This is a genomic window from Pseudomonas oplopanacis (assembly GCF_057128725.1).
This window is the reverse complement of the sequence record NZ_JBSKHV010000004.1, coordinates 291,805-314,389: the sequence shown is the minus strand read 5'-3', so window position 1 is coordinate 314,389 and position 22,585 is coordinate 291,805. Positions and strand designations below refer to the sequence as shown.

General features: G+C 60.1%; 19 protein-coding genes, 4 tRNA genes and 1 pseudogene. 13 read left to right on the top strand and 11 right to left on the bottom strand.

The window, feature by feature from the left end:
* The first annotated feature begins 53 nt into the window (after nucleotides 1–53).
* Complete coding sequence (locus ACWKV5_RS11795) at nucleotides 54–1,109, top strand: AI-2E family transporter (RefSeq protein ID WP_483841392.1); 1,056 nt, start codon at nucleotides 54–56, stop codon at nucleotides 1,107–1,109.
* 150 nt (nucleotides 1,110–1,259) lie between these two features.
* Here the strand turns inward: ACWKV5_RS11795 and xopAW are convergent, their stop codons facing one another.
* The 3 genes from xopAW to ACWKV5_RS11780 form a co-directional block, all read right to left on the bottom strand.
* Complete coding sequence (xopAW, locus tag ACWKV5_RS11790) at nucleotides 1,260–2,111, bottom strand: XopAW family type III secretion system calcium-binding effector (protein ID WP_483841391.1); 852 nt, start codon at nucleotides 2,109–2,111, stop codon at nucleotides 1,260–1,262.
* Nucleotides 2,112–2,259: 148 nt separating this feature from the next.
* A complete protein-coding gene (locus tag ACWKV5_RS11785) occupies nucleotides 2,260–3,309 on the bottom strand; it encodes a sensor histidine kinase (RefSeq protein ID WP_483841390.1) in 1,050 nt (349 codons plus the stop codon).
* Nucleotides 3,309–4,067: a response regulator gene (locus ACWKV5_RS11780; protein WP_483841389.1), complete on the bottom strand. Its 759-nt coding sequence runs from the start codon at nucleotides 4,065–4,067 to the stop codon at nucleotides 3,309–3,311. Before ACWKV5_RS11780 ends, ACWKV5_RS11785 begins: the two co-directional genes overlap by 1 nt.
* A 293-nt stretch (nucleotides 4,068–4,360) precedes the next feature.
* Here ACWKV5_RS11780 and pyrF point away from each other — a divergent pair, with 293 nt between their 5' ends.
* Complete coding sequence (gene pyrF / locus ACWKV5_RS11775; RefSeq protein ID WP_027924005.1) at nucleotides 4,361–5,059, top strand: orotidine-5'-phosphate decarboxylase; 699 nt, start codon at nucleotides 4,361–4,363, stop codon at nucleotides 5,057–5,059.
* A gap of 132 nt (nucleotides 5,060–5,191) precedes the next feature.
* On the opposite strand, the gene ACWKV5_RS11770 is transcribed toward pyrF, so the two are convergent.
* Nucleotides 5,192–6,196, bottom strand: coding sequence for an NADP-dependent oxidoreductase (locus tag ACWKV5_RS11770; RefSeq protein ID WP_483841388.1), 1,005 nt, complete (start codon nucleotides 6,194–6,196; stop codon nucleotides 5,192–5,194).
* A 229-nt stretch (nucleotides 6,197–6,425) separates the two neighbouring features.
* Here ACWKV5_RS11770 and ACWKV5_RS11765 point away from each other — a divergent pair, with 229 nt between their 5' ends.
* The 4 genes and pseudogenes from ACWKV5_RS11765 (at nucleotide 6,426) to ACWKV5_RS11750 (ending at nucleotide 10,836) form a co-directional block, all read left to right on the top strand.
* Nucleotides 6,426–7,187, top strand: coding sequence for an SDR family oxidoreductase (locus ACWKV5_RS11765; protein WP_483841387.1), 762 nt, complete (start codon nucleotides 6,426–6,428; stop codon nucleotides 7,185–7,187).
* A gap of 184 nt (nucleotides 7,188–7,371) precedes the next feature.
* On the top strand, nucleotides 7,372–8,763 hold the full coding sequence (locus tag ACWKV5_RS11760; protein WP_483841386.1) for an aminotransferase-like domain-containing protein: 1,392 nt from the start codon (nucleotides 7,372–7,374) through the stop codon (nucleotides 8,761–8,763).
* 108 nt (nucleotides 8,764–8,871) lie between these two features.
* Nucleotides 8,872–9,927, top strand: a pseudogene (locus tag ACWKV5_RS11755) (methyl-accepting chemotaxis protein); the annotation flags it as partial.
* A 27-nt stretch (nucleotides 9,928–9,954) separates the two neighbouring features.
* Nucleotides 9,955–10,836: a methyl-accepting chemotaxis protein gene (locus tag ACWKV5_RS11750; RefSeq protein WP_483841460.1), complete on the top strand. Its 882-nt coding sequence runs from the start codon at nucleotides 9,955–9,957 to the stop codon at nucleotides 10,834–10,836.
* Between the two features lie 150 nt (nucleotides 10,837–10,986).
* Here ACWKV5_RS11750 and ACWKV5_RS11745 read toward each other — a convergent pair whose 3' ends face one another.
* Nucleotides 10,987–11,757, bottom strand: a complete 771-nt coding sequence (locus tag ACWKV5_RS11745) for a hypothetical protein (RefSeq protein ID WP_483841385.1) — start codon at nucleotides 11,755–11,757, stop codon at nucleotides 10,987–10,989.
* A gap of 378 nt (nucleotides 11,758–12,135) precedes the next feature.
* Here ACWKV5_RS11745 and ACWKV5_RS11740 point away from each other — a divergent pair.
* The 4 genes from ACWKV5_RS11740 (at nucleotide 12,136) to ACWKV5_RS11725 (ending at nucleotide 12,548) form a co-directional block, all read left to right on the top strand.
* A tRNA-Glu gene (locus ACWKV5_RS11740) sits at nucleotides 12,136–12,211 on the top strand.
* A gap of 2 nt (nucleotides 12,212–12,213) precedes the next feature.
* Nucleotides 12,214–12,289 (top strand) — tRNA-Gly (locus ACWKV5_RS11735).
* A 105-nt stretch (nucleotides 12,290–12,394) separates the two neighbouring features.
* Nucleotides 12,395–12,470 (top strand) — tRNA-Glu (locus ACWKV5_RS11730).
* 2 nt (nucleotides 12,471–12,472) lie between these two features.
* Nucleotides 12,473–12,548: transfer RNA gene (locus ACWKV5_RS11725), tRNA-Gly, on the top strand.
* 145 nt (nucleotides 12,549–12,693) lie between these two features.
* Here the strand turns inward: ACWKV5_RS11725 and ACWKV5_RS11720 are convergent.
* From ACWKV5_RS11720 to ACWKV5_RS11705, 4 genes are all read right to left on the bottom strand, one after another.
* Nucleotides 12,694–14,433, bottom strand: coding sequence for a dipeptidase (locus tag ACWKV5_RS11720; protein ID WP_483841384.1), 1,740 nt, complete (start codon nucleotides 14,431–14,433; stop codon nucleotides 12,694–12,696).
* 197 nt (nucleotides 14,434–14,630) lie between these two features.
* Nucleotides 14,631–15,269 carry a LysE family translocator gene (locus ACWKV5_RS11715; RefSeq protein ID WP_483841383.1) on the bottom strand — a complete coding sequence of 213 codons (639 nt, stop codon included), beginning with the start codon at nucleotides 15,267–15,269 and terminating at the stop codon, nucleotides 14,631–14,633.
* 1 nt (nucleotide 15,270) lies between these two features.
* On the bottom strand, nucleotides 15,271–16,041 hold the full coding sequence (locus ACWKV5_RS11710) for a 2OG-Fe(II) oxygenase (protein WP_483841382.1): 771 nt from the start codon (nucleotides 16,039–16,041) through the stop codon (nucleotides 15,271–15,273).
* Nucleotides 16,042–16,133: 92 nt separating this feature from the next.
* Nucleotides 16,134–16,760 (bottom strand): alanyl-tRNA editing protein, encoded by a 627-nt coding sequence (locus ACWKV5_RS11705; RefSeq protein ID WP_483841381.1) that lies wholly within the window; start codon nucleotides 16,758–16,760, stop codon nucleotides 16,134–16,136.
* Between the two features lie 90 nt (nucleotides 16,761–16,850).
* Here ACWKV5_RS11705 and ACWKV5_RS11700 point away from each other — a divergent pair, with 90 nt between their 5' ends.
* Nucleotides 16,851–17,840 carry a LysR family transcriptional regulator gene (locus tag ACWKV5_RS11700; protein ID WP_483841380.1) on the top strand — a complete coding sequence of 330 codons (990 nt, stop codon included), beginning with the start codon at nucleotides 16,851–16,853 and terminating at the stop codon, nucleotides 17,838–17,840.
* A 157-nt stretch (nucleotides 17,841–17,997) separates the two neighbouring features.
* Here the strand turns inward: ACWKV5_RS11700 and ACWKV5_RS11695 are convergent, their stop codons facing one another.
* On the bottom strand, nucleotides 17,998–18,405 hold the full coding sequence (locus ACWKV5_RS11695) for a PA2817 family protein (RefSeq protein WP_027924016.1): 408 nt from the start codon (nucleotides 18,403–18,405) through the stop codon (nucleotides 17,998–18,000).
* 74 nt (nucleotides 18,406–18,479) lie between these two features.
* A complete protein-coding gene (locus ACWKV5_RS11690) occupies nucleotides 18,480–20,927 on the bottom strand; it encodes an acyl-CoA dehydrogenase (protein WP_483841379.1) in 2,448 nt (815 codons plus the stop codon).
* A 248-nt stretch (nucleotides 20,928–21,175) separates the two neighbouring features.
* Here ACWKV5_RS11690 and ACWKV5_RS11685 point away from each other — a divergent pair, with 248 nt between their 5' ends.
* The gene (locus tag ACWKV5_RS11685; protein WP_483841378.1) at nucleotides 21,176–21,835 is read left to right on the top strand and encodes a transglutaminase-like domain-containing protein; all 660 of its coding nucleotides are present in this window, start codon (nucleotides 21,176–21,178) and stop codon (nucleotides 21,833–21,835) included.
* Nucleotides 21,836–21,878: 43 nt separating this feature from the next.
* Entirely contained in the window at nucleotides 21,879–22,502 is a 624-nt protein-coding gene (locus ACWKV5_RS11680; RefSeq protein WP_483841377.1) for a glutathione S-transferase family protein, read from the top strand.
* Nucleotides 22,503–22,585: the final 83 nt, after the last annotated feature.

Below are 22,585 nucleotides of genomic sequence, written 5' to 3'. Positions count from 1 at the left end.
ATGCGCGCGACGCGTTCGTCTACCCTTTGTTGACTGACTTTTTGAGACTTTACATGCCCAATAACGATCGGCTGTTGGTGCAGATTCTGCTCCTGGTGCTGTTTGGCGCGAGCTTCTGGGTGATGGCGCCGTTCTGGTCAGCGCTGTTCTGGGGCGCGGTGCTGGCGTTTGCCAGTTGGCCGCTGATGCGTTTGTTGACCCGTTGGCTGAATGGCCGTGAATCCCTGGCGGCAGCGCTGCTGACCCTCGGCTGGATGTTACTGGTAGCCGTGCCGCTGGTATGGCTGGGGTTCAACCTGGCCGACCATGTGCGTGACGCCACGGTGTTTATCAAGGATGTACAGGTCGAAGGCCTGCCGCAGGCGCCTGACTGGCTAGGCAGTGTTCCCTTGGTAGGCGCACGGCTGGTGGTGATCTGGAACAGCATCGATGAGCAGGGCGCGGCAATGATGATCTCGCTCAAGCCTTATCTGGGTCAGGTCGGTAACTGGCTGCTGGCGCGCAGTGCGCAGATTGGCGGCGGGATTCTCGAGCTGACGCTGAGCATCGTGTTTGTGTTCTTTTTCTACCGCGACGGCCCGCGTCTGGCGATCTTTGTTCATGGTTTGCTGGAGCGTCTGATCGGTCAGCGCGCCGGGTATTACATTGATCTGGTGGCGGGCACGGTACAGCGGGTGGTGAACGGTGTAATTGGTACGGCGGCGGCGCAGGCCGTGCTGGCACTGATCGGGTTCCTGATTGCCGGGGTGCCGGGCGCCTTGGTGCTGGGCATCGTGACCTTCCTGCTCAGCCTGATTCCGATGGGGCCACCGCTGGTGTGGATTCCGGCCACGGCGTGGCTGGCCTGGAAAGGCGAGTACGGGATGGCGGTGTTCCTGGGGATCTGGGGCATGTTCATCATCAGTGGCGTCGACAACGTGCTCAAGCCGTACCTGATCAGCCGGGGCGGGAATCTGCCGTTGGTGATTGTGCTGTTGGGGGTGTTTGGCGGGTTGATTGCGTTTGGCTTTATCGGGCTGTTTATCGGGCCGACCTTGTTGGCGGTGGCTTACAGCTTGCTGACGGACTGGAGCAAGAGTCAGGCGCGGGTAGAAGATCGCCGGCCTTAAAGTTTTGTATTGAGGCTTAAGGCCCCTTCGTCGGAACGCCGCCCGGAGCAAGCTCGCTCCCACACTGGATCTGTGTCGTTCACAAATCCCCTGTAGGAGTGAGCCTGCTCGCGATAGGGTCGCTGCGGTCTACCGGGCTTGACGCTTGGCTCAGGTAGCAACGTTCAGGTACTTGCCCACCGTCGCCACGTTATCGAGCGAATACTGCTTGCTCAGATTGGCGATCATTTTGTGCAGCGCCTCGTTGACGTTGAACTGATCGGTCGAGCTGTCACTGGTCTTCTCACGGCCTGCTTGCAACGCTGCTGACAATTCATCACTGCTGACACCGCCGCTGCTGTCACTGTCCAGTGCCTTGAGCAGGGCGGCGCTGGTGTCGGTGCTGGTCGATGACGTGCTGTTGCTCGCCTGCAGCGCACTGCTCAGTTCGGTGGCGGTCACGCTGCCATCGCTGTCGGTATCGAGCTGGCTGAACAGCTCCTCGCTGGACACCTGCTGTGGTGGTGGCGGCGGAGGGGCCAGGCTGGCGGCGAGTTCGTCCTTGCTGACAGTGCCGTCCTGGTTCTTGTCCAGGGCCGAGAAGATTTCCTTGCTGTCGGCAGTGCTGTCGGCGCTGGTCAGGCCGGTACTCAGTTCGTCGCTGCTGATGGCGCCGTCACCGTCGGTGTCCAGCGCGCTGATCATGGCATCGGCGAGCTCAGTGCTGGGTGGTTGATCATGTTGCGGTGGCGGCGGCGGGGCCATCGCGGCCATTTCTTCGCTGCTCAGGTTGCCGCTGTTATCGCTGTCGAGGTCGGCGAAGTTTTTGCTCAGGCTGACCAACAGGCCGTCGTCGGATTTTTGCGACAAGGCACTTTTCAGCTCGTCCTGATCCACCGCGCCGTCGCTGTTGGTGTCGAGCTTGGCCAGCAGTTCTTTCTGGAACTGCTGGCTGCGGGCGGTGTTGGATGTGGTGCTGCTGGTGCTGGTATAGCTCGTGTAGTTGCTGACGCTACCGATCATTGTGCTCACTCCCTGGAATGGAAAACCGGTGGGGACACCGGCTTATGCAGCCTCAAGGGGCAAGGTGTCGTGGGTATGTGAGGTTTGTACCGGTCAGTACACACAGCTCTCATGCCTGGCATGACCCCTGTAGGAATTTATGTGTGGCTCAGGTGCGGGGCAGGTGAATGACGGCGGTCAAACCACCGCCGGGGGTTTCTTCCAGGCTCAATTGCCCGCCCAACCGTTCCGCAGCCTCGCGGGCGATGGTCATGCCCAGGCCGACACCGCCGGAGTTGCGATTGCGTGAACCCTCCAGCCGAAAGAACGGTTCAAACACCGCCTCACGCTTATCCGCCGCAATGCCCGGACCCTGGTCAATCACCCGGATCACCAGGGTTTCGCGGCTGTCTTCGAGGGTGATCAACGCTTGTCCGGCATAGCGCAGCGCGTTATCCAGCAGATTGTTGATACACGAACGCAACGCCATCGGCTGGACGTGCAGCGGGGCGCAGTGGCCGCTGGCCTGCACATCGGCACCCTGGTCCTGGGCGTTTTCACACAGCGACTCCACCAGCGCCTGCACGTCCATCCATTGCCGGGCCTCGCTGGTGCGCTGTTCGTGCAAATACGTCAGGGTGGCGTCGAGCATGCTGATCATGTCGTCCAGATCCTGACGCATCTGACCTTGCAGCTTCTCGTCGTCGATCTGCTCCAGACGTAATTTGAGCCGCGACAGCGGCGTGCGCAGGTCATGGGACACCGCGCCGAGCATCCGCGAGCGCTGCTGCACCTGTTCGATGATGCGTTTCTGCATCAAGTTGAAGGTGTAGGCCGCTTGCCGCGCTTCCCGTGGGCCCGACTCATCCAGTGGCGTGCTGTCGAGGTTTTCGCTCAAGCGCTCGGCGGCATCGCTCAGGCGCTGGATCGGCCGGCTCAGCAGTTTGGCGCCGTACCAGGCCGCAATGACCAGCGAGATCAATTGAAAGGTCAGCGGCACCAACGGCCCGCCAAACCATGGCCGAGGCGGGCGGTTTTCAAAGCGTGGGTCCATCGGTGGGCGCTGTCCGTCAACGCCTTGGGAAAACTCCGGCGGCGGTGGAGGAGGGGGCGGGCCGTAATGGTGAAACCAGGCAAATGCCAACAGGTGCGCAAGGAAGATCGCCAGCAACAGCACGCCGAACAGGCGGCCGAACAGCGTATCGAAGCGCGCACGCATCAGCCGATGTCTCTGGCGTCGAACAGATAACCCTCGCCGCGAACGGTCTTGATCAACTGCGGGGCTTTGGGGTCATCACCGAGTTTCTGGCGCAGGCGCGAGACCAGCAGGTCGATGCTGCGATCAAAGGCTTCAATCGAACGGCCACGAGCCGCGTCCAGCAATTGCTCGCGGCTGAGCACCCGACGCGGACGTTCGATAAACACCCAGAGCAGGCGGAATTCGGCGTTGGACAGCGGCACCACCAGGCCGTCGGCGGCAATCAACTGGCGCAACACGCTGTTCAGGCGCCAGTTGTCGAAGCGAATGTTGGCTCGCTGTTCGGTGCGATCATCGCGCACCCGACGCAGAATGGTCTGAATCCTCGCCACCAGTTCACGGGGTTCGAACGGTTTGGCCATGTAGTCGTCGGCGCCCAGTTCCAGGCCGATGATCCGGTCGGTCGGTTCGCAGCGGGCCGTAAGCATCAGGATCGGAATGTCCGATTCGGCACGCAGCCAGCGACACAACGACAAACCGTCTTCGCCCGGCAGCATCAAGTCCAGCACCACCACGTCGAAATGTTCGGCCTGTAGCGCCAGGCGCATCGCCGCGCCGTCGGTGACACCGCTGGCGTGGATGTTGAACCGGGCGAGGTAGTCGATCATCAGTTCGCGAATCGGGACGTCATCGTCGACGATCAGGGCGCGAATGCTCCAGCGTTTGTCATCGCCGGGCGCTTTTTGATCGTCGTTCAAAGGGGCTAGGGTGTTGTGCATGCGTGCGTTCATCTGCCAGAGAGGCTGCCAACCACAAAGATGGGCTGCGAGGTTGTGGCTTCAGCATAGGCGTCCGGCCCGGAGGCGGGAAGTGCTGTAAGGACGTGTTGCGGCTGCCGACGGTAGCGATGAAGGATGTTGTGGGCGTGTCATGAGTGTATCGGCCTCGACACAATTGGCCAAAGGACTAGTCTTGCCTGAGCGCCGATGACGAATTACCGATCATCGGGTCCCGCAGCGCCGCTGGTTCCGCTACAATGCGCGCCGATTTCGTCCTGCCTGAGAGCCCGCACATGTCCGTCTGCCAGACTCCTATCATCGTCGCCCTGGATTTCCCCACCCGTGACGCCGCACTGAAGCTGGCCGACCAGTTGGACCCGAAGCTGTGCCGGGTAAAAGTCGGCAAGGAATTGTTCACCAGCTGCGCGTCGGAAATCGTCGGCACCCTGCGTGACAAGGGTTTCGAAGTGTTCCTGGACCTGAAATTCCACGACATCCCGAACACCACCGCCATGGCCGTCAAGGCCGCTGCGGAAATGGGCGTGTGGATGGTCAACGTTCACTGCTCCGGCGGCCTGCGCATGATGGCGGCCTGCCGTGAAGTGCTGGACCAGCGTACCGGGCCCAAGCCGCTGCTGATCGGCGTGACCGTGCTGACCAGCATGGAGCGTGAAGACCTGGCCGGTATCGGTCTGGACATCGAGCCACAGGAGCAAGTGTTGCGCCTGGCCGCGCTGGCGGAAAAAGCCGGGATGGACGGTCTGGTGTGCTCGGCGCTGGAAGCCCAGGCCTTGAAGTCGGCTCACCCGTCGTTGCAACTGGTGACCCCGGGCATTCGTCCGGCGGGCAGTGCGCAAGACGATCAACGCCGCATCCTGACCCCGCGCCAGGCCCTGGACGCCGGTTCCGATTATCTGGTGATTGGCCGTCCGATCAGCCAGGCAGCTGATCCGGCCAAGGCACTCGCCGCTGTAGTCGCCGAACTCGCCTGAACACCGCTAACCCTGTGGGAGCGAGCCTGCTCGCGAAGACGGAGTGTCAGTCGACATCAATGTTGACTGATACACCGCTTTCGCGAGCAGGCTCGCTCCCACAGTGGTTTTTGGTGACTTCAAAAAATCGGGTTAAACCTTCAACACCAACTTCCCGAAATTCTCGCCGCTGAACAATTTCATCAGTGTCTCCGGGAATGTCTCCAGTCCATCAACAATGTCTTCCTTGCTCTTGAGTTGCCCCTTGGCCATCCAGCCGGCCATTTCCTGCCCGGCGGCGGCGAACTGGGCGGCGTAGTCCATCACCACAAAACCTTCCATGCGGGCGCGGTTGACCAGCAGCGCCAGGTAATTGGCCGGGCCCTTGACCGCCTCCTTGTTGTTGTACTGGCTGATCGCGCCGCAAATCACCACGCGTGCCTTCATGTTCAGTCGGCTCAGCACGGCATCGAGAATGTCGCCGCCGACGTTATCGAAATACACGTCGACCCCTTTCGGGCATTCGCGTTTAAGACCGGCGATGACGTCCTCGTTCTTGTAGTCGATGGCACCGTCAAAACCCAATTCGTCGATCAGGAACTGACACTTGTCCGCGCCGCCGGCAATCCCGACCACGCGGCAACCTTTGATCTTGGCGATCTGCCCGGCAATGCTGCCCACCGCACCGGCTGCGCCCGACAACACCACGGTGTCACCGGCCTTCGGCGCGCCGACATCGAGCAGAGCGAAGTAGGCGGTCATGCCGGTCATGCCCAGGGCGGACAAGTAGCGCGGCAATGGCGCCAGTTTCGGATCAACCTTGTAGAAACCGCGCGGTTCGCCGAGGAAGTAATCCTGCACGCCAAGGGCGCCGTTGACGTAGTCCCCGACCGCAAACCCCGGGTTGTTCGACGCAACGACTTTGCCTACGCCCAGGGCGCGCATTACTTCACCCAAACCGACCGGCGGAATGTAGGACTTGCCCTCGTTCATCCAGCCGCGCATGGCCGGGTCCAGGGACAGGAATTCGTTTTTCACCAGAATCTGACCTGCCGCCGGCTCGCCGACCGGTACTTCCTGATAGGTAAAAGTCTCGCGGGTCGCTGGACCCACCGGACGTTTGGCGAGCAGAAACTGGCGATTGGTCTGGGTAGTCATGACAGGCACTCAAGATGAATGAAGCCTTGTTGATAGCCCTTCAAGCTCAATGCCGCAAGTTTGGCTGATGCGGCGAATGCACATCGATCCAGTGCAGTGATAGTTGGCACGGTCGTTCTATCACCGCCACGCATGGGCGCCCAACCGGCCACCTGATAGTGCTGCCGCGGCATGACCCTCTGTGGCTAGACTGAAACTACGAAATCCCCCCGCACTCGAGGACATAACAATGAGCATGACGTTTTCCGGCCAGGTCGCCGTGGTGACCGGCGCTGCCAACGGTATTGGCCGTGCGACGGCCCAGGCATTCGCCGCCGAAGGGCTGAAAGTGGTGGTGGCCGACATGGACACCGCCGGCGGCGAAGGCACCGTGGCGCTGATTCGTACGGCCGGCGGCGAAGCGACCTTCGTGCGTTGCAACGTCACGCTGGAAAACGATGTAAAAAATCTGATGGACGAGGTGGTGAACACCTACGGCCGTCTCGACTATGCCTTCAACAACGCCGGCATCGAGATCGAAAAAGGCAAACTCGCCGACGGCACACTGGATGAGTTCGACGCGATCATGGGCGTCAACGTCAAAGGCGTCTGGCTGTGCATGAAGTATCAGTTGCCCTTGTTGTTGGCCCAGGGCGGCGGCGCGATCGTCAACACCGCTTCGGTGGCGGGCCTGGGGGCTGCACCGAAGATGAGCATTTACGCGGCGTCCAAACACGCGGTTATCGGCCTGACCAAATCGGCGGCCATCGAATATGCCAAGAAAAAGATTCGGGTGAATGCGGTCTGCCCGGCGGTGATCGACACCGACATGTTCCGCCGTGCCTATGAAGCAGACCCGAAGAAGGGCGATTTCGCCAACGCCATGCACCCGGTGGGTCGCATCGGTAAGGTGGAGGAGATCGCCAGCGCGGTGTTGTACCTGTGCAGCGACGGTGCCGCGTTCACCACCGGTCATTCGCTGGCCGTGGATGGTGGCGTTACCGCGTTTTGAAGTCAGTCGCCGCTACGTAGGAAAAAGCCCGCACCTTTGCGGGCTTTTTTACAGTTCCGGGACGGGACTGCTCAATGTGTTTCAAAGGGTTAGAACCGAGGGTTTTGGCGGCTTTGTCGCACATCCCCTCCAGCGCTCCTGTGATTAACTGTTTCCCGCAAAACGGACAGGAGTTTGCTTGCTCATGGAATTGAGAATCGATCGACAGGCATTGGTGCCCGTCGTGCAGCAAATCGTCGACGCGTTGGCTGGCTGGCTCCGTCAGGAAGGGGTGCTGCCGGGGACGCGTTTGCCTTCAGCGCGGCAAATTGCACGGGTCAATCTGCTCAGTCAATCCAGTGTCGTCGAAGCCTGTGAGCGTCTGGTGACGCAAGGCATGCTGGCGCCGCGTCAGGGCACCGGTTTCATGGTTGCCCATCCTGCGCAGGGGGCTGGGCGGCGACAGGGTTGCCCTTGGTTCGAAGGAGCTGATGTAACGCAGAAGGGCCTGCCCGGTGAACTCCAGTTGGGCTGTGGCAGCCTGCCCGAAAGCTGGCGTGAAACCGACGATTTGAGCTACGCCATTCGCCAGGTGAGCCGCACCGACATGGCCGGTTTGTTCAGCTACAGCACGCCACTGGGTTTGCCTGCCTTGCGTGAGCAGATCCTCAAGCGTCTCCAGCCACTCGACATCGAAGTGGATGAGCGGCGGATTCTGACCACCACCGGGGCGACCCATGGGCTTGATCTGATCGTGCGTACCTTGCTCAAACCGGGGGATTGCGTGGTGGTTGAAAACCCGGGGTATTCGCTGTTGTTCGATCTGCTCAGGCTCAACGGCATGACGATGATCGAGGTGCCGCGGACCCCGCGCGGGCCTGATACGCAGGTGCTGGAGGCGTTGCTGCTGAAGCACAGGCCCCGTGCGCTGTTTATCAATAGCTTCTACCACAACCCGACCGGCAGCAGCCTGGCACCCGCGGTGGCGCAGCAGGTGCTGCAACTGACCCGAGACCACGGTGTGCTGGTCATCGAAGATGACGTCTTTGCCGATTTGCACCGCGGCCCCGGCACTCGCCTCGCGGCGCTGGGGATCGACGACAACGTCATCTACGTCGGGAGCTACTCCAAAACCCTCAGCAGTTCATTGCGCGTCGGCTTTGTCGTCGCCAGTGTCGCGGTTGTTTCGCGACTGGCCGAGGTCAAGATGACCAGCAGCATGGGCGCCTCAAGGTTCTGCGAATCGGTGCTGGCTTGCCTCCTGGCCAGCGGCGCGTATCGCAAATTGGTCCAGCGTCAGCGCCAGCGCTTGAACACCGACAGAGAGGCCGCTTTGCAGATACTCGAAGATGCCGATTGGGAAGTTTTCGGCAAACCGGTGGGCGGGCTGTTCATCTGGGCGCGATCGCGAATGTCCGACTACGCTCAGGTGCGCACGCAGGCCCGACGCTTCGGTGTGTTGCTGTCTTCTGCCACAGCATTCAATCCTGGCGGTGAGGCCACGGACTGGCAGCGCATCAACGTGGCTTGCGCCTGTGATCCACGCGCCCGGGCATTTTTTCAGGCCACCACTCTGAATCGACCTCAAGCGTTCTGAAAACGACGCGGGCGTAGCTTTTTGCCATTATTCCGACGCCAGAGACTTGTGCTGGCTCAGGCCCGTTGCGAATCTGCGTCAACAGACTATGTCAGGGGACTAAGTGCAATGATTTCGGCCGTGCAAGGACGTTTTGCCAACCTCGGTATGGCAAAAAAAATGGGTGTCGGGTTCGTCCTGGTGCTGCTGCTGACCGCACTGGTGGCAGCCATCGGCGTATGGTCCCTGCAAACCATCAGTCATCGCTTCGATGGGCTCAAGCAGATGTCGTCGCTCAATAGCGGCTTGCTCAAGGTGCGTCTGCTCGAGCAGGAGTACGCCTTGCACGGCAACCCGAAAACCGCCGATGCCCTGCACGAAGGCGTTGATGGCCTGATCGCTCTGGCGACCCAGCTCAAGGCTGCCTCGGCGGCTAACGTGCCGGTGATGAATGATGTCGAGCAGTCGCTGGGTGCCTATCGCAAGGCGTTCGATGAGTTCGTCTCGCTGAGTCAGGCCAAGGACCTGGCGCTGGAAATGGCCAGTTGGTCGGTGTCCAGCGTGGCCAACAACCTTGATGTGCTGCAAGCCGGCCTGGCCGATGACGGCGCCTACACCTTGAAGCAATCCGAGGGTAAGGACGGTGGGCAATTCCTCGAGCAGGCCAGTCAGGTCAGCCAGGTCTCGCGGTTGATGTTGCAGGCCATGAACGAAGCGCGCGTGCGTCTGGACCAGAGCCGCAAGGGCGACGACAGCGCGGGCCAGGGCAAGATCGAGCAGGCGGACCAGGCGTTGACTCAGGCCGAACAGCTGAAAACCACGGTCAAGGATGAGGGCTATCAGACGGTCCTCAATGAAGTGAGCGGCCACATCGGCAGTTTCAGTGAAAAACTGACGGAGTACACCGGCCTGTTGGCCCAGGAGAAAACCGTCTACGAACAACTGCATCAACGCGCCGCGCAAGTGGTGGAGCGGGTGGATCAGGCCTATGTCGCTGAAGATCAGTCGATGCAGGCCGAACTGAAAAAGAACTCGTTGCTGATCATCGGTTCCTCAGCCCTGGCGTTGCTGGTCGGGCTGGTGGCGGCGTGGGTGATTACCCGGTTGATCGTGGCACCGCTGCGCAGTGTGATCCTGGTGGCCCAGCAGATTGCCGCGGGTGATTTGAGTGCGACGGTCGAAGTGACCCGCCGTGACGAGATCGGCCAATTGATGCAAGCGATGCAGCAGATGGGTGCCGGGCTCAGCAGCATCGTCAGTGGCTTGCAGGCCGGTATCGAGCAATTGGCCAGTTCAGCGCATTCGCTGTCGGCAGTGACCGAGCAGACCAACCTGGAAGTCAGCAGCCAGAAAGAAGAAACCGAGCAGGTCGCCACGGCGATGAACCAGATGACCGCGACGGTGCACGACGTGGCACGCAATGCCGAAGAGGCGGCCCAGGCTGCACAGACCGCGGATGGCAAGGTTGAAAGTGGTCAGCAAGTGGTGCGCCAGAGCATGGCGCGCATCGAGCAACTGGCGGATTCGGCGACGTCGGCCAGTTCCAGCATCGAAAGCCTGAGCGCAGAGATCCAGAACATCGGCACGGTGCTCAGCGTGATCAAAAGTGTTGCCGAGCAGACCAACCTGTTGGCGCTCAACGCGGCGATCGAAGCCGCGCGGGCAGGCGAGCAGGGCAGGGGCTTTGCCGTGGTGGCCGACGAGGTCCGGGCGCTGGCCAAGCGTACCCAGCAATCGACCGAGGAGATCGAGCGACTGGTCAGTGCCTTGCGCTCGGCCGCTCAATCGTCGGTGCAGCAGATTCAGAACAGCGGCGAACTGGTGAAGCTGGCGGTCAGCGATGCGTTGCAGACCGAGAGTGCGCTGGGAAGTATTGCGGCGGCGGTGTCGTTGATTCAGCAGATGAACCAGCAGATTGCCGCGGCAGCCGAGGAGCAAAGTTCGGTGGCCGAGGAAATCAATCGCAGCGTCACGAGCATTCGCGCGAGCGCGGATCAGTCATCGCTGGCAATGCAGGGCAACGCGGCGTCCAGTATCGAGCTGGCTCAGCTCGGGCTTGAACTGAAAGGGATGGTGGGGCACTTCCGGCTCTGAAGAGCCCTGTGATCACTGTGGGAGCCTTGTGAGAGCGAGCTTGCTCGCGATGACAGCCTCACAGTCAACCGATCTTTCCCGAATGTACTCCCCGCCAAACCCAACTCAAAAAAAAGCCACCTTCTCAGGTGGCTTTTCTGTTTCCGCTGATCAGTCGTAGATCACTCTCTTTTTCCAGTCGGCATCGGCGTCGACTTGTTTGAGGCCGACGTTCAACTGGTTTGCCTCGCCCTCAACGGCAGCGATGTTGTCCATCACCATGGCGTTGGCGCGAGCCAGGAGTTTCTCCAGGTATTCCAGCTGCTCGGAGTAGACCTGCGGCTCCTGCTGTTTACGCAGGTACTGCACGCCACGTTCGAACGCCAGGCGGGCCTGACCCGGCTGGTTCTGTTGCAAGCAATGCTGGCCGAGGTTGTTGAAGAACTCGATGTGCAGCAGCACCAGGATATGGCGGACTTCGCGGATCCAGCGCTTGGCTTCGTTGGTCGGCAGGTAACCGTCCTGGGCCGCACGGGTGATCTGGCCATGCAGGGCTTCCAGCAGGAAACGTACGTCCTTGGCCTTGGCTTCGGTCTGGATCGGTGCCGGTGGGTTGTTGACCGGGATCGACTCGCCCTGGGCGGCAAGGGCCTCCAGTTCGGTGATCCGTGCCCTGAGGTTGGCGCTGGTCTTTTCCAGGTTGAGCAGGCGCTGGCAGACGTTGAGTTCCAGGCGGGTCAACAGCAGCTTGAGCGCCGGTGTCATCAACTGGCCGGGGAAGGTCTCGGTGATCTCGCCACAACGACGCAGGCGGTCGTTGAGCTCAACCTTGGTGCGGGCCTTTTCCAGCTTGTTGTTTTCCACCACATGGTTCATGTAGCCAATGGCGATCAATAGTGCGATCCCGGCTACAACTAGCAGGGTGATCATGAGTGGTGTCACCGGTAAGACCTCTTTATAGGGTTTGCGTTCGAGTGTAGTGGGCTGCCATTGGGGCGCATAGGCCGCTCGACGACTTGAATCAGCTATGGCCATGAATGTATCGGCCGTTGTCCTGCTTATATAAATGGTGGCGAAGATGTTTCAGATTGCCATCATCTTGATGGCGTGGACTATAGCGTCTTGAAGGAGGCCGGAATATAGGCGTTGGGCCCCAGTCTGTGGAAAAGCCCGAAACGCGTCTGAAAGCAGGGCGAAGTCATTGATTTAAATAAATTTATATCTGGGGGTTGACGACCCCTCAATCCATCCATAGAATGCGCGCCACTTACAGCGTAAAGCACACAGCGAAACGCGGTAGGGAGTGAATGTTGTACGTGTGTCCCCTTCGTCTAGTGGCCTAGGACACCGCCCTTTCACGGCGGTAACAGGGGTTCGAGTCCCCTAGGGGACGCCAATGCGGGAATAGCTCAGTTGGTAGAGCACGACCTTGCCAAGGTCGGGGTCGCGAGTTCGAGTCTCGTTTCCCGCTCCATTTTTAAGCAGCGTTGCTTTCGGGCAGCGTTGAGTGAAACCAGAACCGATATCTTCGGATACGGATTTGGGCACTGAAATACACACCATGTGTTTCAGTTAGCGTGTCCCCTTCGTCTAGTGGCCTAGGACACCGCCCTTTCACGGCGGTAACAGGGGTTCGAGTCCCCTAGGGGACGCCAATGCGGGAATAGCTCAGTTGGTAGAGCACGACCTTGCCAAGGTCGGGGTCGCGAGTTCGAGTCTCGTTTCCCGCTCCATATTTAACGAAAACGCCGCTCAGCAATGTGCGGCGTTTTTGTTTGTGCGTTTTTTATGGCGCAACAGCAAACAACCTTCTTCGAGAAATGCCGATCAGGTCAGTGCCAGGTTTGGACCCGCCAGCAGGGCAGGTCCAAGAGACGATCAGAGCTTCGGCAACTGCCCGATGCGCCCCATCATTTCGGTCACGATCTGCAGGTCCAGCAGGAACTGGTCGACCGTCTTGAACTCGTTATCCGTGTGGCCGGTGTACTTCATTTCCGGCCGGGCCAGGCCGAATTGCACGCCATTGGGCAGTTCATGCACCGAGGTCGCGCCGGCAGAGGTGCCGTACTTGTGTTCCATGCCCAGGTTTTCGCTGGCCACGGCCAACAGTGCCTTGACCCATTCGCCTTCAGGGTTGCGGTACATCGGCTCAGCGATCGAGTAGTCGAACGTTGCCGCTACGTGGGTTTTCTTGCTCCAGGCCGCGATTTTCTCGGCGATTTCGGCCTTGAGCGCTTCTGGGGACTTACCTTTCGGCACACGCAGGTTGACCGCCAGCTTGAAGGTTTTGTCATCCATCCCGACGAACGTCAGGGAAGTGGTCAGCGGCCCCATGAACTGATCGGCAAAACCGACACCCAATTTCCCACCCAGGTAATCCAGCCCCCAGTTGTCGGCGGCGTAGCGGGCAGCGTCGGTGATGTGGTTGTGCTTGAGCGCGACTTTTCCGTCGAGGCTGTTGATGAAGTCCAGCATCCTGGCCACCGGGTTGACGCCAGACTCGGGCTCGGAGGAATGAGCGGAAACGCCGGTCACGGTGAGCTTGACGTCTTTGTCGACGACCTTGGCGTTCACTTCGAAGTTTCCACCATTGCGCTTGGCGTACTCGTTACCGGCCTTTTGCAGGCTGGCGGCCAGTTCGGCAGGCTTGTCAGTCACTAATGTGGCGACCGAAGCCGACGGAATCTGATTGGTGGCCAGGCCGCCGGTCATCGAGGTGATTTCCGCGCCCTGGCCTTCGCCGTCACGCCGGGCAAAGTTGGCCATCACGGTGCCGTAGCCTTTTTCGGCGATGACCACCGGGTAGCCGCCGTCCAGCGCCAGGTTGTAGTTGGGCGTCGGGTTGTGTTCGAAGTAATAGGGGATGGCGTCGCCGGTGGTTTCTTCGGTGGTGTCGATCAGCAACTTGAAGTTCCTCGCCAGCGGCAGCTTCTCTTCCTTGATGACTTTCATGGCGTAGAGCGCCACCACGATACCGTTCTTGTCGTCCTCGGTGCCGCGGCCATACATGCGGTCGCCGATCAGCGTGACCTTGAACGGATCCAGTCGAGTGCCGTCTTTCAGGACCCAGTTCTCCGGCGTCACCGGCACCACGTCGGCATGCGCGTGAATGCCTACCACTTCATCGCCGCTGCCTTCGAGGGAAATTTCATAGACGCGGTTGTCGATGTTGCGGAAATTCAGGTTGAAGGACTCGGCAAGGCCTTTGATCTTGTCGGCGATCTTGATGAATTCGGGGTTGTCGTGCTGAGCAACACCCTCCACCTGGAAGGTCGGGATTGCCACCAGTTCACGCAAGGTCTCGGTGGCCGCAGCGCCGTATTTCACCCGTGCATAGAGGCCCAGCAGACGGTGGATCTCGTTCTGCTGTTCAGGGGTAAGCGTCTTGTTGTCCTGGAAAGCACTGATGGCCGGGCCGAGATCGGCGGTTTTGGCCAGGTCGCTTTTGGCCACGCCTGCCAGGAACTGCCTGAAATCCGTGGCTGAGGCGTCACTGAAATTCTTGAGAATGGTCGCGCTCTGTTGCGGTGTGATGTTGGTTTGTGCGACGACGGAAAACGACGAAAGGCTGGCCAGAATCAGGGTCGACGCGGCCAGATGCTTGAGTGAGAAGTCCATTGTGAAAGGCATTCCTTTGCAGGCAGTTTGTGGGAAGTGTCTGATCGATTGGTCAGAAACATTTCCAACCTAACACCACGCAGGCGTGAAAGGGGAGTCCTTGAAGCAGGATCTGTCGCACAGAAACGCAAAAGCGACGCAGATATGAAAAAGGCCCGCGAGTCAGACTCGGCGGGCCTTTTGCTCGGGCGCAGGTTTTACATCGACAGAATCAGGCGTCCGGCAAACAGGATCAGAATCACCCCCATCGTCCGTTCAAACCAATGCCCCATGCGCATGAACAGCACGCGCACCCGGGTGCTGGAGAAGAACAGCGCGACGATCACAAACCACAACGCATTCACAAAACACATCCAGACCCCATACAGCGCCTGGATGTTCAGCGGTGTCGTGGCGCTGATGATGGTGGTGAAAATCGCCAGGAAAAACAGCGTCGCCTTGGGGTTGGTCGCGTTGGTCAAAAACCCGGTGGTGAAGGCCTTCAACAGCGTTTGTTCGACGACAGGCTCGTCCGCAACTTTATCGCCTTCAAGCGTGGATTTGGGTTTGCTGCGCAGCAGGCTGACACCGAGGTACAAAATGTAGGCACCGCCCACGACCTTGGCCACGGTCAACAGCCACGGCGTGGTATGCATCAGCGCGCCGACCCCGAGCAGGGTGTAAAGCACGTGCACGGAAATCCCCGCGCCGATACCCAATGCCGTGCAGATGCCCACCAACCGGCCGAAACGCACGCTCTGGCGGATGGTAACGGCAAAGTCCGGCCCGGGTGCGACCACAGCCAGAAAGTGAATGGTTGCCAGCGCCAGAAACTCGCCCAGGTAATTCGAAAGCATCTCAACTCCAGAAGGTAAGGGGTGAAGCATTGCCGCGGTAGCCGACAAAAAACGAAAGGCTCAATCGCGGATCCGCCACGCCCGGTGTCACCGAGTGCATGCAGCGCGAATTGAACATGATGAAATCGCCCGGCTCGGGGCGTATCTCCAGGGTTGGAGGGCCGAGCAGGGCCGGGTCGATGCCGTAGCTGTCGCCGCGCATTTCGTCGAACTGATCTGGCGAAATGTCGTCGTCCCACATCTGCAGTGCGCCGCCCTCGGTCGGCATGTTCAGGTACACGTTGCAGGCGAACTGCGCTTCCAGGCTTCTGGCCTGGTAACTGTCCGGGGCGTCCTTGGCGAAAATGTCGTGGTGGGCCAGAAAACAAACGCCCGGTTTCACCACTCGCGACAGGCCGACGTACATCTTGCGACCGTAGAGGTTTTCCAGGTGCGCGCCTGCCGGCCAGGATTCGTCGAGCATGCAGCGCAGGGTGTCGACCGGGGACGAGTAGGGCGCGCAACGGTTACGCAATTCCGCGATGTTGCGGGTGGCGCGTTCGAAGTAGTCCTCGATCAGCAGCGGCTGGTTTTCCGCTTCATAAAACGCCATGCCGATGCGGCCGATGCTCGGCGCATTGATATAGCCTTCGAAACCGGGGGCGAGGATCTTGTCGCCAATCTGGATCGCCAGCGGCGGGGGCAGCAAGCCTTTGACGCGGATGGCGAGGACTTCTTCATTGGCCAGTTTTTTTATGCACGTCTCATCGAGACGCTCGACGTCAAGCATCATGTCTTAGGTCCATCTATCAGATAGTCAACAGAACCCGCGAACGCAGGCTCCCCCGGCGTCAGGCGATGACGGTGGCGCCATCGCCCAAATGCTCAATCCACGGTGTAGTGGACTGACAGCGTTCCCTTCTTCAATGAAAGGGAGGCGATCGTGACCGTGCCCAATTCCTTCAGGCTACGTACATGGGTGCCGCCGCAGCCGTAGGCGGGCAGTGCACCGAAACCGATTTCCCGGGCGCCTTCGCGCAATGACGTCAGGCGTGGAAAGTCCTCGGCAATCCACTGTTCGATGCCGAGTTGAACGGTTTGGGTATCGATGTCCTGCGCGCTTTCCAGCGCCTTGAACTGCACCCGCCCTTCGCCCGGCCAGTGATGCGCCTTGATCGGCATCCAGCCCTTGGCCTGGACGAAGTGGCCGATCAGATGCCCGGCCGAATGCATGCGCGTATTGAACTGACGCCGCTCGACGTCCACGCGAATCTGGGTCATGCCGGGTTTTACCGGCTGGTCGACGAAATGAATGATCCCTTCGGGATCCTGGATGACTCGCAGTACCTGGCTATCGCCTATCGAGCCTGTATCGAAGGGCTGTCCGCCACCCTGGGGATGGAACAGCGTGGCGCGAAGTACCACCGCAAATTCGTTCTCGTGGGGCGTGCAGTCCAGGACTTCCACATTGGCCTTGAGGTCATCACTATGGAAAAAGAGGCGAAGCGTCATATTCCATGCCCTTATTAAAGTTTCTATTTTTATTATATGAAGCGTGGAATTGCGTGATAATCCGTTCAAACATCAAAGGACTGTTGCGCTGTGAGCATAAATCTTCCACTGCCGCTGCTGGGTGAAATGGCGATTTTCGTCAAGGTTGTCGAGACCGGCAGCTTTTCCGAGGCGGCCCGCCAACTGGGTTCTTCACCTTCGGCGGTCAGCCGCAGCATTTCGCGTCTGGAGAAGGCGCTGGCCACGCGTCTGCTGCAACGAACCACGCGCAAATTGCGCTTGAGCGACGGTGGCGAAGAGGTGTTCAAGCGCTGCCAGGACATGGTCAGCGCGGCTAAATCGGTGATGGAAATCAGCGGGCAGTTCACCCATGAAGCCGAAGGCTTGGTGCGGGTCAGTGTGCCCAAGGCCGTGGGGCGATTCGTGATTCACCCGCACATGCCGGAATTTCTGCGGCGTTATCCCAAGGTCGATGTGGAGTTGTTGCTTGAGGATCGGCAAGTGGATCTGATCGACGATAACGTTGATCTCGCCATCCGTATTACCGACCGCCCGCCCGCGGGTCTGGTGGGGCGGCAACTGCTGACCATCGACCATTTGCTCTGTGCTACGCCGCAATACCTGGCCGAGCACGGCACGCCGACCCATCCCCATGACTTGCTCAATCACAGTTGCATCTACTTGGGCGAAACCCCGAGCGATGCGCGCTGGAAATTCAAGAAAGGCACCAAAGCGGTGACGGTTGGCGTGCGTGGGCGGTATGCCGCCAATCATACGGGTGTGCGGTTGGGCGCTGTGTTGCAGCACATCGGCATTGGCAGCCTGCCGTATTTCACCGCGCGATATGCGCTGGAGCAGGGGCTGATTGTGCAGGTGTTGCCGGACTGGACGTTTCTGGCTTCGTACCATGGTGGTGCGTGGTTGCTGCATTCGCCGACACGCTATCTGCCGCCGAAGTTGCGAGTGTTTATTGATTATCTGGTGGAGTGTCTGGAGAAGGAGCCGACGTTGAGCAAGCCGGGGAAGGCCGGCAGGGTGGCTGCGGAATATGAGTTGCCTGAGAGTGATGGGTTGCTTTGACTGGCCCCTTCGCGAGCAAGCCCGCTCCCACATTGGAACACGGTCAAATGTGGGAGCGGGCTTGCTCGCGAAGGCGTCCTCCCAGGCGCCACATTACCGGCCACAAAAAAGGCCCGCATGTTCAACCATGCGGGCCTTTTGCATTACTGATCGGAAATCAGTGCTTGCTGTCGTCGTTCGACATCGCCAGCAGCTGCTTTTCCTGGTTCCAGTCAAACGGTTCGTCGTTCTGTTCAGCTTCGAAGCGACGTTCTTCCAGCGCCTGATACAGATCGATTTCATCATCGGGCATGTAATGCAGGCAGTCACCGGCGAAGTACCACAGCAGGTCGCGCGGGACCAGGTGGGCAATTTGCGGGTAGCGAGTGATTACCTGGCAGAGAATGTCCTGGCCCAGGTATTGGCTTTCGATCGGATCGACCGGCAGCAACGCACGCAATTCATCGAAGCGCTCCAGGAACAAGGCATGGCTTTCTTCGGGAACCTGTTCGGCCTCACCCACGGCGACCAGGATGCTGCGCAAGTGGTCAAGCAAGACGAGATGGTCGGCAACGACGTTGGACACGAGATAAGTCCTCAAGAGCAAAACGGGCGCGGGAGTATAAAGCCCCTGCGTCCGTTTTGCATGGGGGCACTGGATCAGCGGACCTTTCCTGGTGCCAGCGCCAGCTCCTCTTTGTCGAAATCATCGACGTCGATCACCTTGCGTCGTGCCGTTTCGGCGGCCCGCAGGGTCTGCGCTTCCGTTGCCTGCAATACACCCGCCTCCAGCGCGGCATCGATCACGTGTTCGCCGGCGGCCGGTTTGACCTGGCCACTTTTGAGCGCAATGTGCAGTTTTTTCTGCAGTGGCTGCGCAGCGTTCAACAGATTGCAGGCGTGTTGCAAGGCACCGACGGCATCCTCGGCTGATTGCGAACGGTAGCACCCGCCCAGCAACTCCTCGAGTGTCGGGTCGCCCTTGGCGCGACCAATCACGGCAGCCACTTCGGCGCCGAGTTTGTCCGACGGCCCTTTGTGTCGACGGCCGAACGGGAACACGATCACCCGCAACAGGCAGCCCAATACCTTGTTCGGGAAATTGGTCAGCAGTTCATCCAGTGCCCGTTCCGATTGGCCAAGGCTTTCCTCCATGGCCCAGGTGAACAGCGGCGCCATGTGTTCCGGTGAATCGAGATCGTGGTAACGCTTGAGAGCGGCAGAGGCGAGGTACAGGTTGCTGAGCACATCCCCGAGGCGTGCCGACAGGCGTTCGCGGCGTTTCAGTTCGCCGCCCAGCAGCATCATGCTAAGGTCCGCCAGCATGGCGAACGCCGCGGCCTGACGGTTGAGCGCGCGGAAATAGCCCTGGCTGAGCTTATTGCCCGGCGTGTGTTCGAAGTGTCCGAAACCGAGGTTCAGCACCAGCGTGCTGGCGGCGTTGCTCACGGCAAAACCAATGTGTTTGAGCAGCAGGCCATCGAACTCGGTGAGTGCCTGGTCCTTGTCTTCACGACCGGCGAGGGCCATTTCCTTGAGCACGAACGGATGGCAGCGAATGGCACCCTGGCCGAAGATCATCAGGTTGCGCGAAAGAATGTTCGCGCCTTCCACGGTGATGAAAATCGGCGCGCCATTCCAGCTGCGACCGAGGTAGTTGTTCGGCCCCATGATGATGGCTTTCCCGCCGTGAACGTCCATCGCGTGACTGATGCACTCGCGACCGCGTTCGGTAAGGTGATACTTGAGAATCGCCGAGAGCACCGACGGTTTCTCGCCCAGGTCCACCGCGTTGGCGGTCAGCATGCGCGCCGCATCCATCATCCAGGCGTTGCCGCCGATGCGCGCCATGGCTTCCTGAATCCCTTCGAACGCCGACAATGGAACGTTGAATTGCTCACGGACCTGAGCGTATTGCCCCGTCACCAGGCTGGTGAACTTGGCCGCGCCGGTGCCGACTGCCGGCAACGAGATCGATCGCCCGACCGACAGGCAATTCATCAGCATCATCCAGCCTTTGCCGAGCATTTCCTGGCCGCCGATGAGGAAATCGAGCGGCACGAACACGTCCTTGCCGGAGTTCGGGCCGTTCATGAACGCGGCCCCCAGCGGCAGGTGACGGCGGCCGATTTCAACACCCGCCGTGTCGGTCGGAATCAGCGCCAGGCTGATGCCCAGGTCTTCCTTGTCACCCAGCAAGTGGTCCGGGTCATAGGCCTTGAAGGCGAGGCCGAGCAGGGTCGCCACCGGGCCGAGGGTGATGTAGCGCTTTTCCCAGTTCAGGCGCAGGCCGAGGGTTTCCTTGCCTTCCCATTCACCTTTGCAGATCACCCCGGTGTCGGGCATTGCCCCGGCGTCGGAACCGGCCAGCGGGCCGGTCAACGCGAAGCAGGGAATGTCGTCACCACGGGCCAGCCGAGGCAGGTAATGATTGCGTTGTTCGTCGGTGCCGTAATGCAGCAGCAGTTCGGCCGGGCCGAGGGAGTTGGGGACCATCACGGTGGACGCAAGGTCGCCGCTGCGGGTCGCCAGTTTCATCGCGACTTGGGAGTGGGCGTAGGCGGAGAAGCCCTTGCCGCCAAATTCCTTGGGAATAATCAGCGCGAAGAAGCCGTTTTCCTTGATGTGCGCCCAGGCTTCGGCGGGCAGGTCCATGTCTTGGCCGATCTGCCAGTCGGTGACCATGGCGCAGAGTTCGTCGGTCGGGCCGTCAATGAACGCCTGTTCTTCTTCAGTCAGCTGGGCTTTTGGATAGGACAGCAATTTGTCCCAGTCTGGACGGCCGCTGAACAATTCGCCGTCCCACCACACGGTGCCGGCGTCGATGGCGTCGCGTTCGGTTTGCGACATCGGCGGCAGGGTTTTCTGGAACCAGCTGAACAGCGGCGCGCTGAAGAACTTGCGACGCAGGTCGGGCAGCAGCAATGGCGCCGCAACGGCTGCAATCAACACCCAGAACACCAGCAGCAGCCAACCCGGCGCGCGGCTGAAAGCCCCCATCGCGACGATGTAGACGGCAACAATGCACAGGGCGGGCAGGGGGGCGGTGCGACGATGGGCTAACCAGGCTATCCCGACAATCAGAACCAGTATCCACAACAGCAGCATATTTAATCCTCCGTGAACCAGGGTAAAACCAACCTTCAGAGCTTAGACGGCATCCGCCAAACAGGGTGGTCAGAGCGAGGTGATTGAAATCGTGGGAAACCTTGGATGAGATTTGTAGGCTCGGTTGGCAACACGCTTGGGAATTCGTTCGTTTCCTACGCGACAATGCGCCCAAGTTTGGCCGAAACGTCGTTATCTCTGTGCTGAACCTGTCGCTAGACTCGAGGCTTCCCCAGGAGATTGATCTCATGCACGAGTACTTGAGTCCCGGCCGCTTCATCGATAGTGACCACCCCTCGGTGGTGGAGTTCGCCGAAACACATCGCGGCAGCGGTCGTGATCCGCTCGAGCAGGCGATCAGACTTTATTACGCGGTGCGCGAGGCGGTGCGCTACAACCCCTACACGTTCAGCCGCGACCCGGAGACCTTGCGCGGCAGTTATGCGCTGGCCGCCGGGGAAAGCTATTGCGTGCCCAAAGCCACGTTGCTGGCCGGCGCCGCGCGACATTGCGCGATCCCGGCGCGCATCGGTCTTGCGGATGTGCGTAATCACCTATCGACCCCGCGCTTGCTTGAACTGCTGAAAAGCGATGTGTTCGCCATGCACGGCTACACCGAGCTGTATCTGAACGACCGCTGGGTCAAGGCCACGCCGGCGTTCAACCAGCAACTGTGTGAATTGTTCAATGTCGCGCCGCTGGAGTTCGACGGGATCAGCGACAGTGTCTTTCATCCGTTCAATCGCGATGGCGCACAGTTGATGGAGTATCTGGTCGATCACGGCCAGTTCACCGATGTGCCGGAAGCGTTCTTTTTCGAGCACCTGGAAAAGTGCTATCCGCACCTGTTCAGCGACACACTGCCGGTCCTGCTGGGAGATATGCAGAGCGATTTGAGTCGCGCCTGATCCGGCGTATGCTGCCTGCCCACTTGTCGAAAAAGAGGCGGTCATGCTGAAGATCTGGGGTCGTAAAAACTCGTCGAATGTCAGAAAGCCTTTGTGGGCCGCCGAAGAACTGGGGCTGGCCTACGAGGCCATCGATGCGGGCGGCGCCTTTGGTGTCGTCGATACTCCGCAGTACCGGGCGATGAACCCTAACGGCCGCGTGCCCGTCATCGAAGACGACGGTTTTGTGTTGTGGGAATCCAACGCTATCGTGCGTTACCTGTTGGCCAGTCACGCCAGCGGCACGGCGTGGTATCCGGCGAATCTGCAAGCTCGCGCCACGGCCGACAAATGGATGGATTGGGCCACTTCAAGCCTTGCCGGCCCGTTCCGCACCGTGTTCTGGGGGGTATTGCGCACGCCGGCCGACAAGCAGGACTGGCCAGCCATCCATGCCGCGATCAAGGAATGCGAGGACTTGCTGTCGATGGCCGATCAGGCACTGGCCGTCACGCCGTACTTGTCTGGCGATGAAATCGGCATGGGCGATATTCCGCTCGGCAGTGCTATTTATGCTTGGTTCGAAATGCCGATCGAGCGCCGGTCACTGCCACATCTCGAGGCGTGGTACGCCCGGTTGAAACAGCGTCCGGCGTATCAAAAAGCCGTTATGACCGCGTTGACTTAATACTCACTATCGACACACTTGACTGTACTTGTGTGGCGGCGACAAGCACCATTGCGCTCACGTGCCGTGGTTGTTCCCGTCGC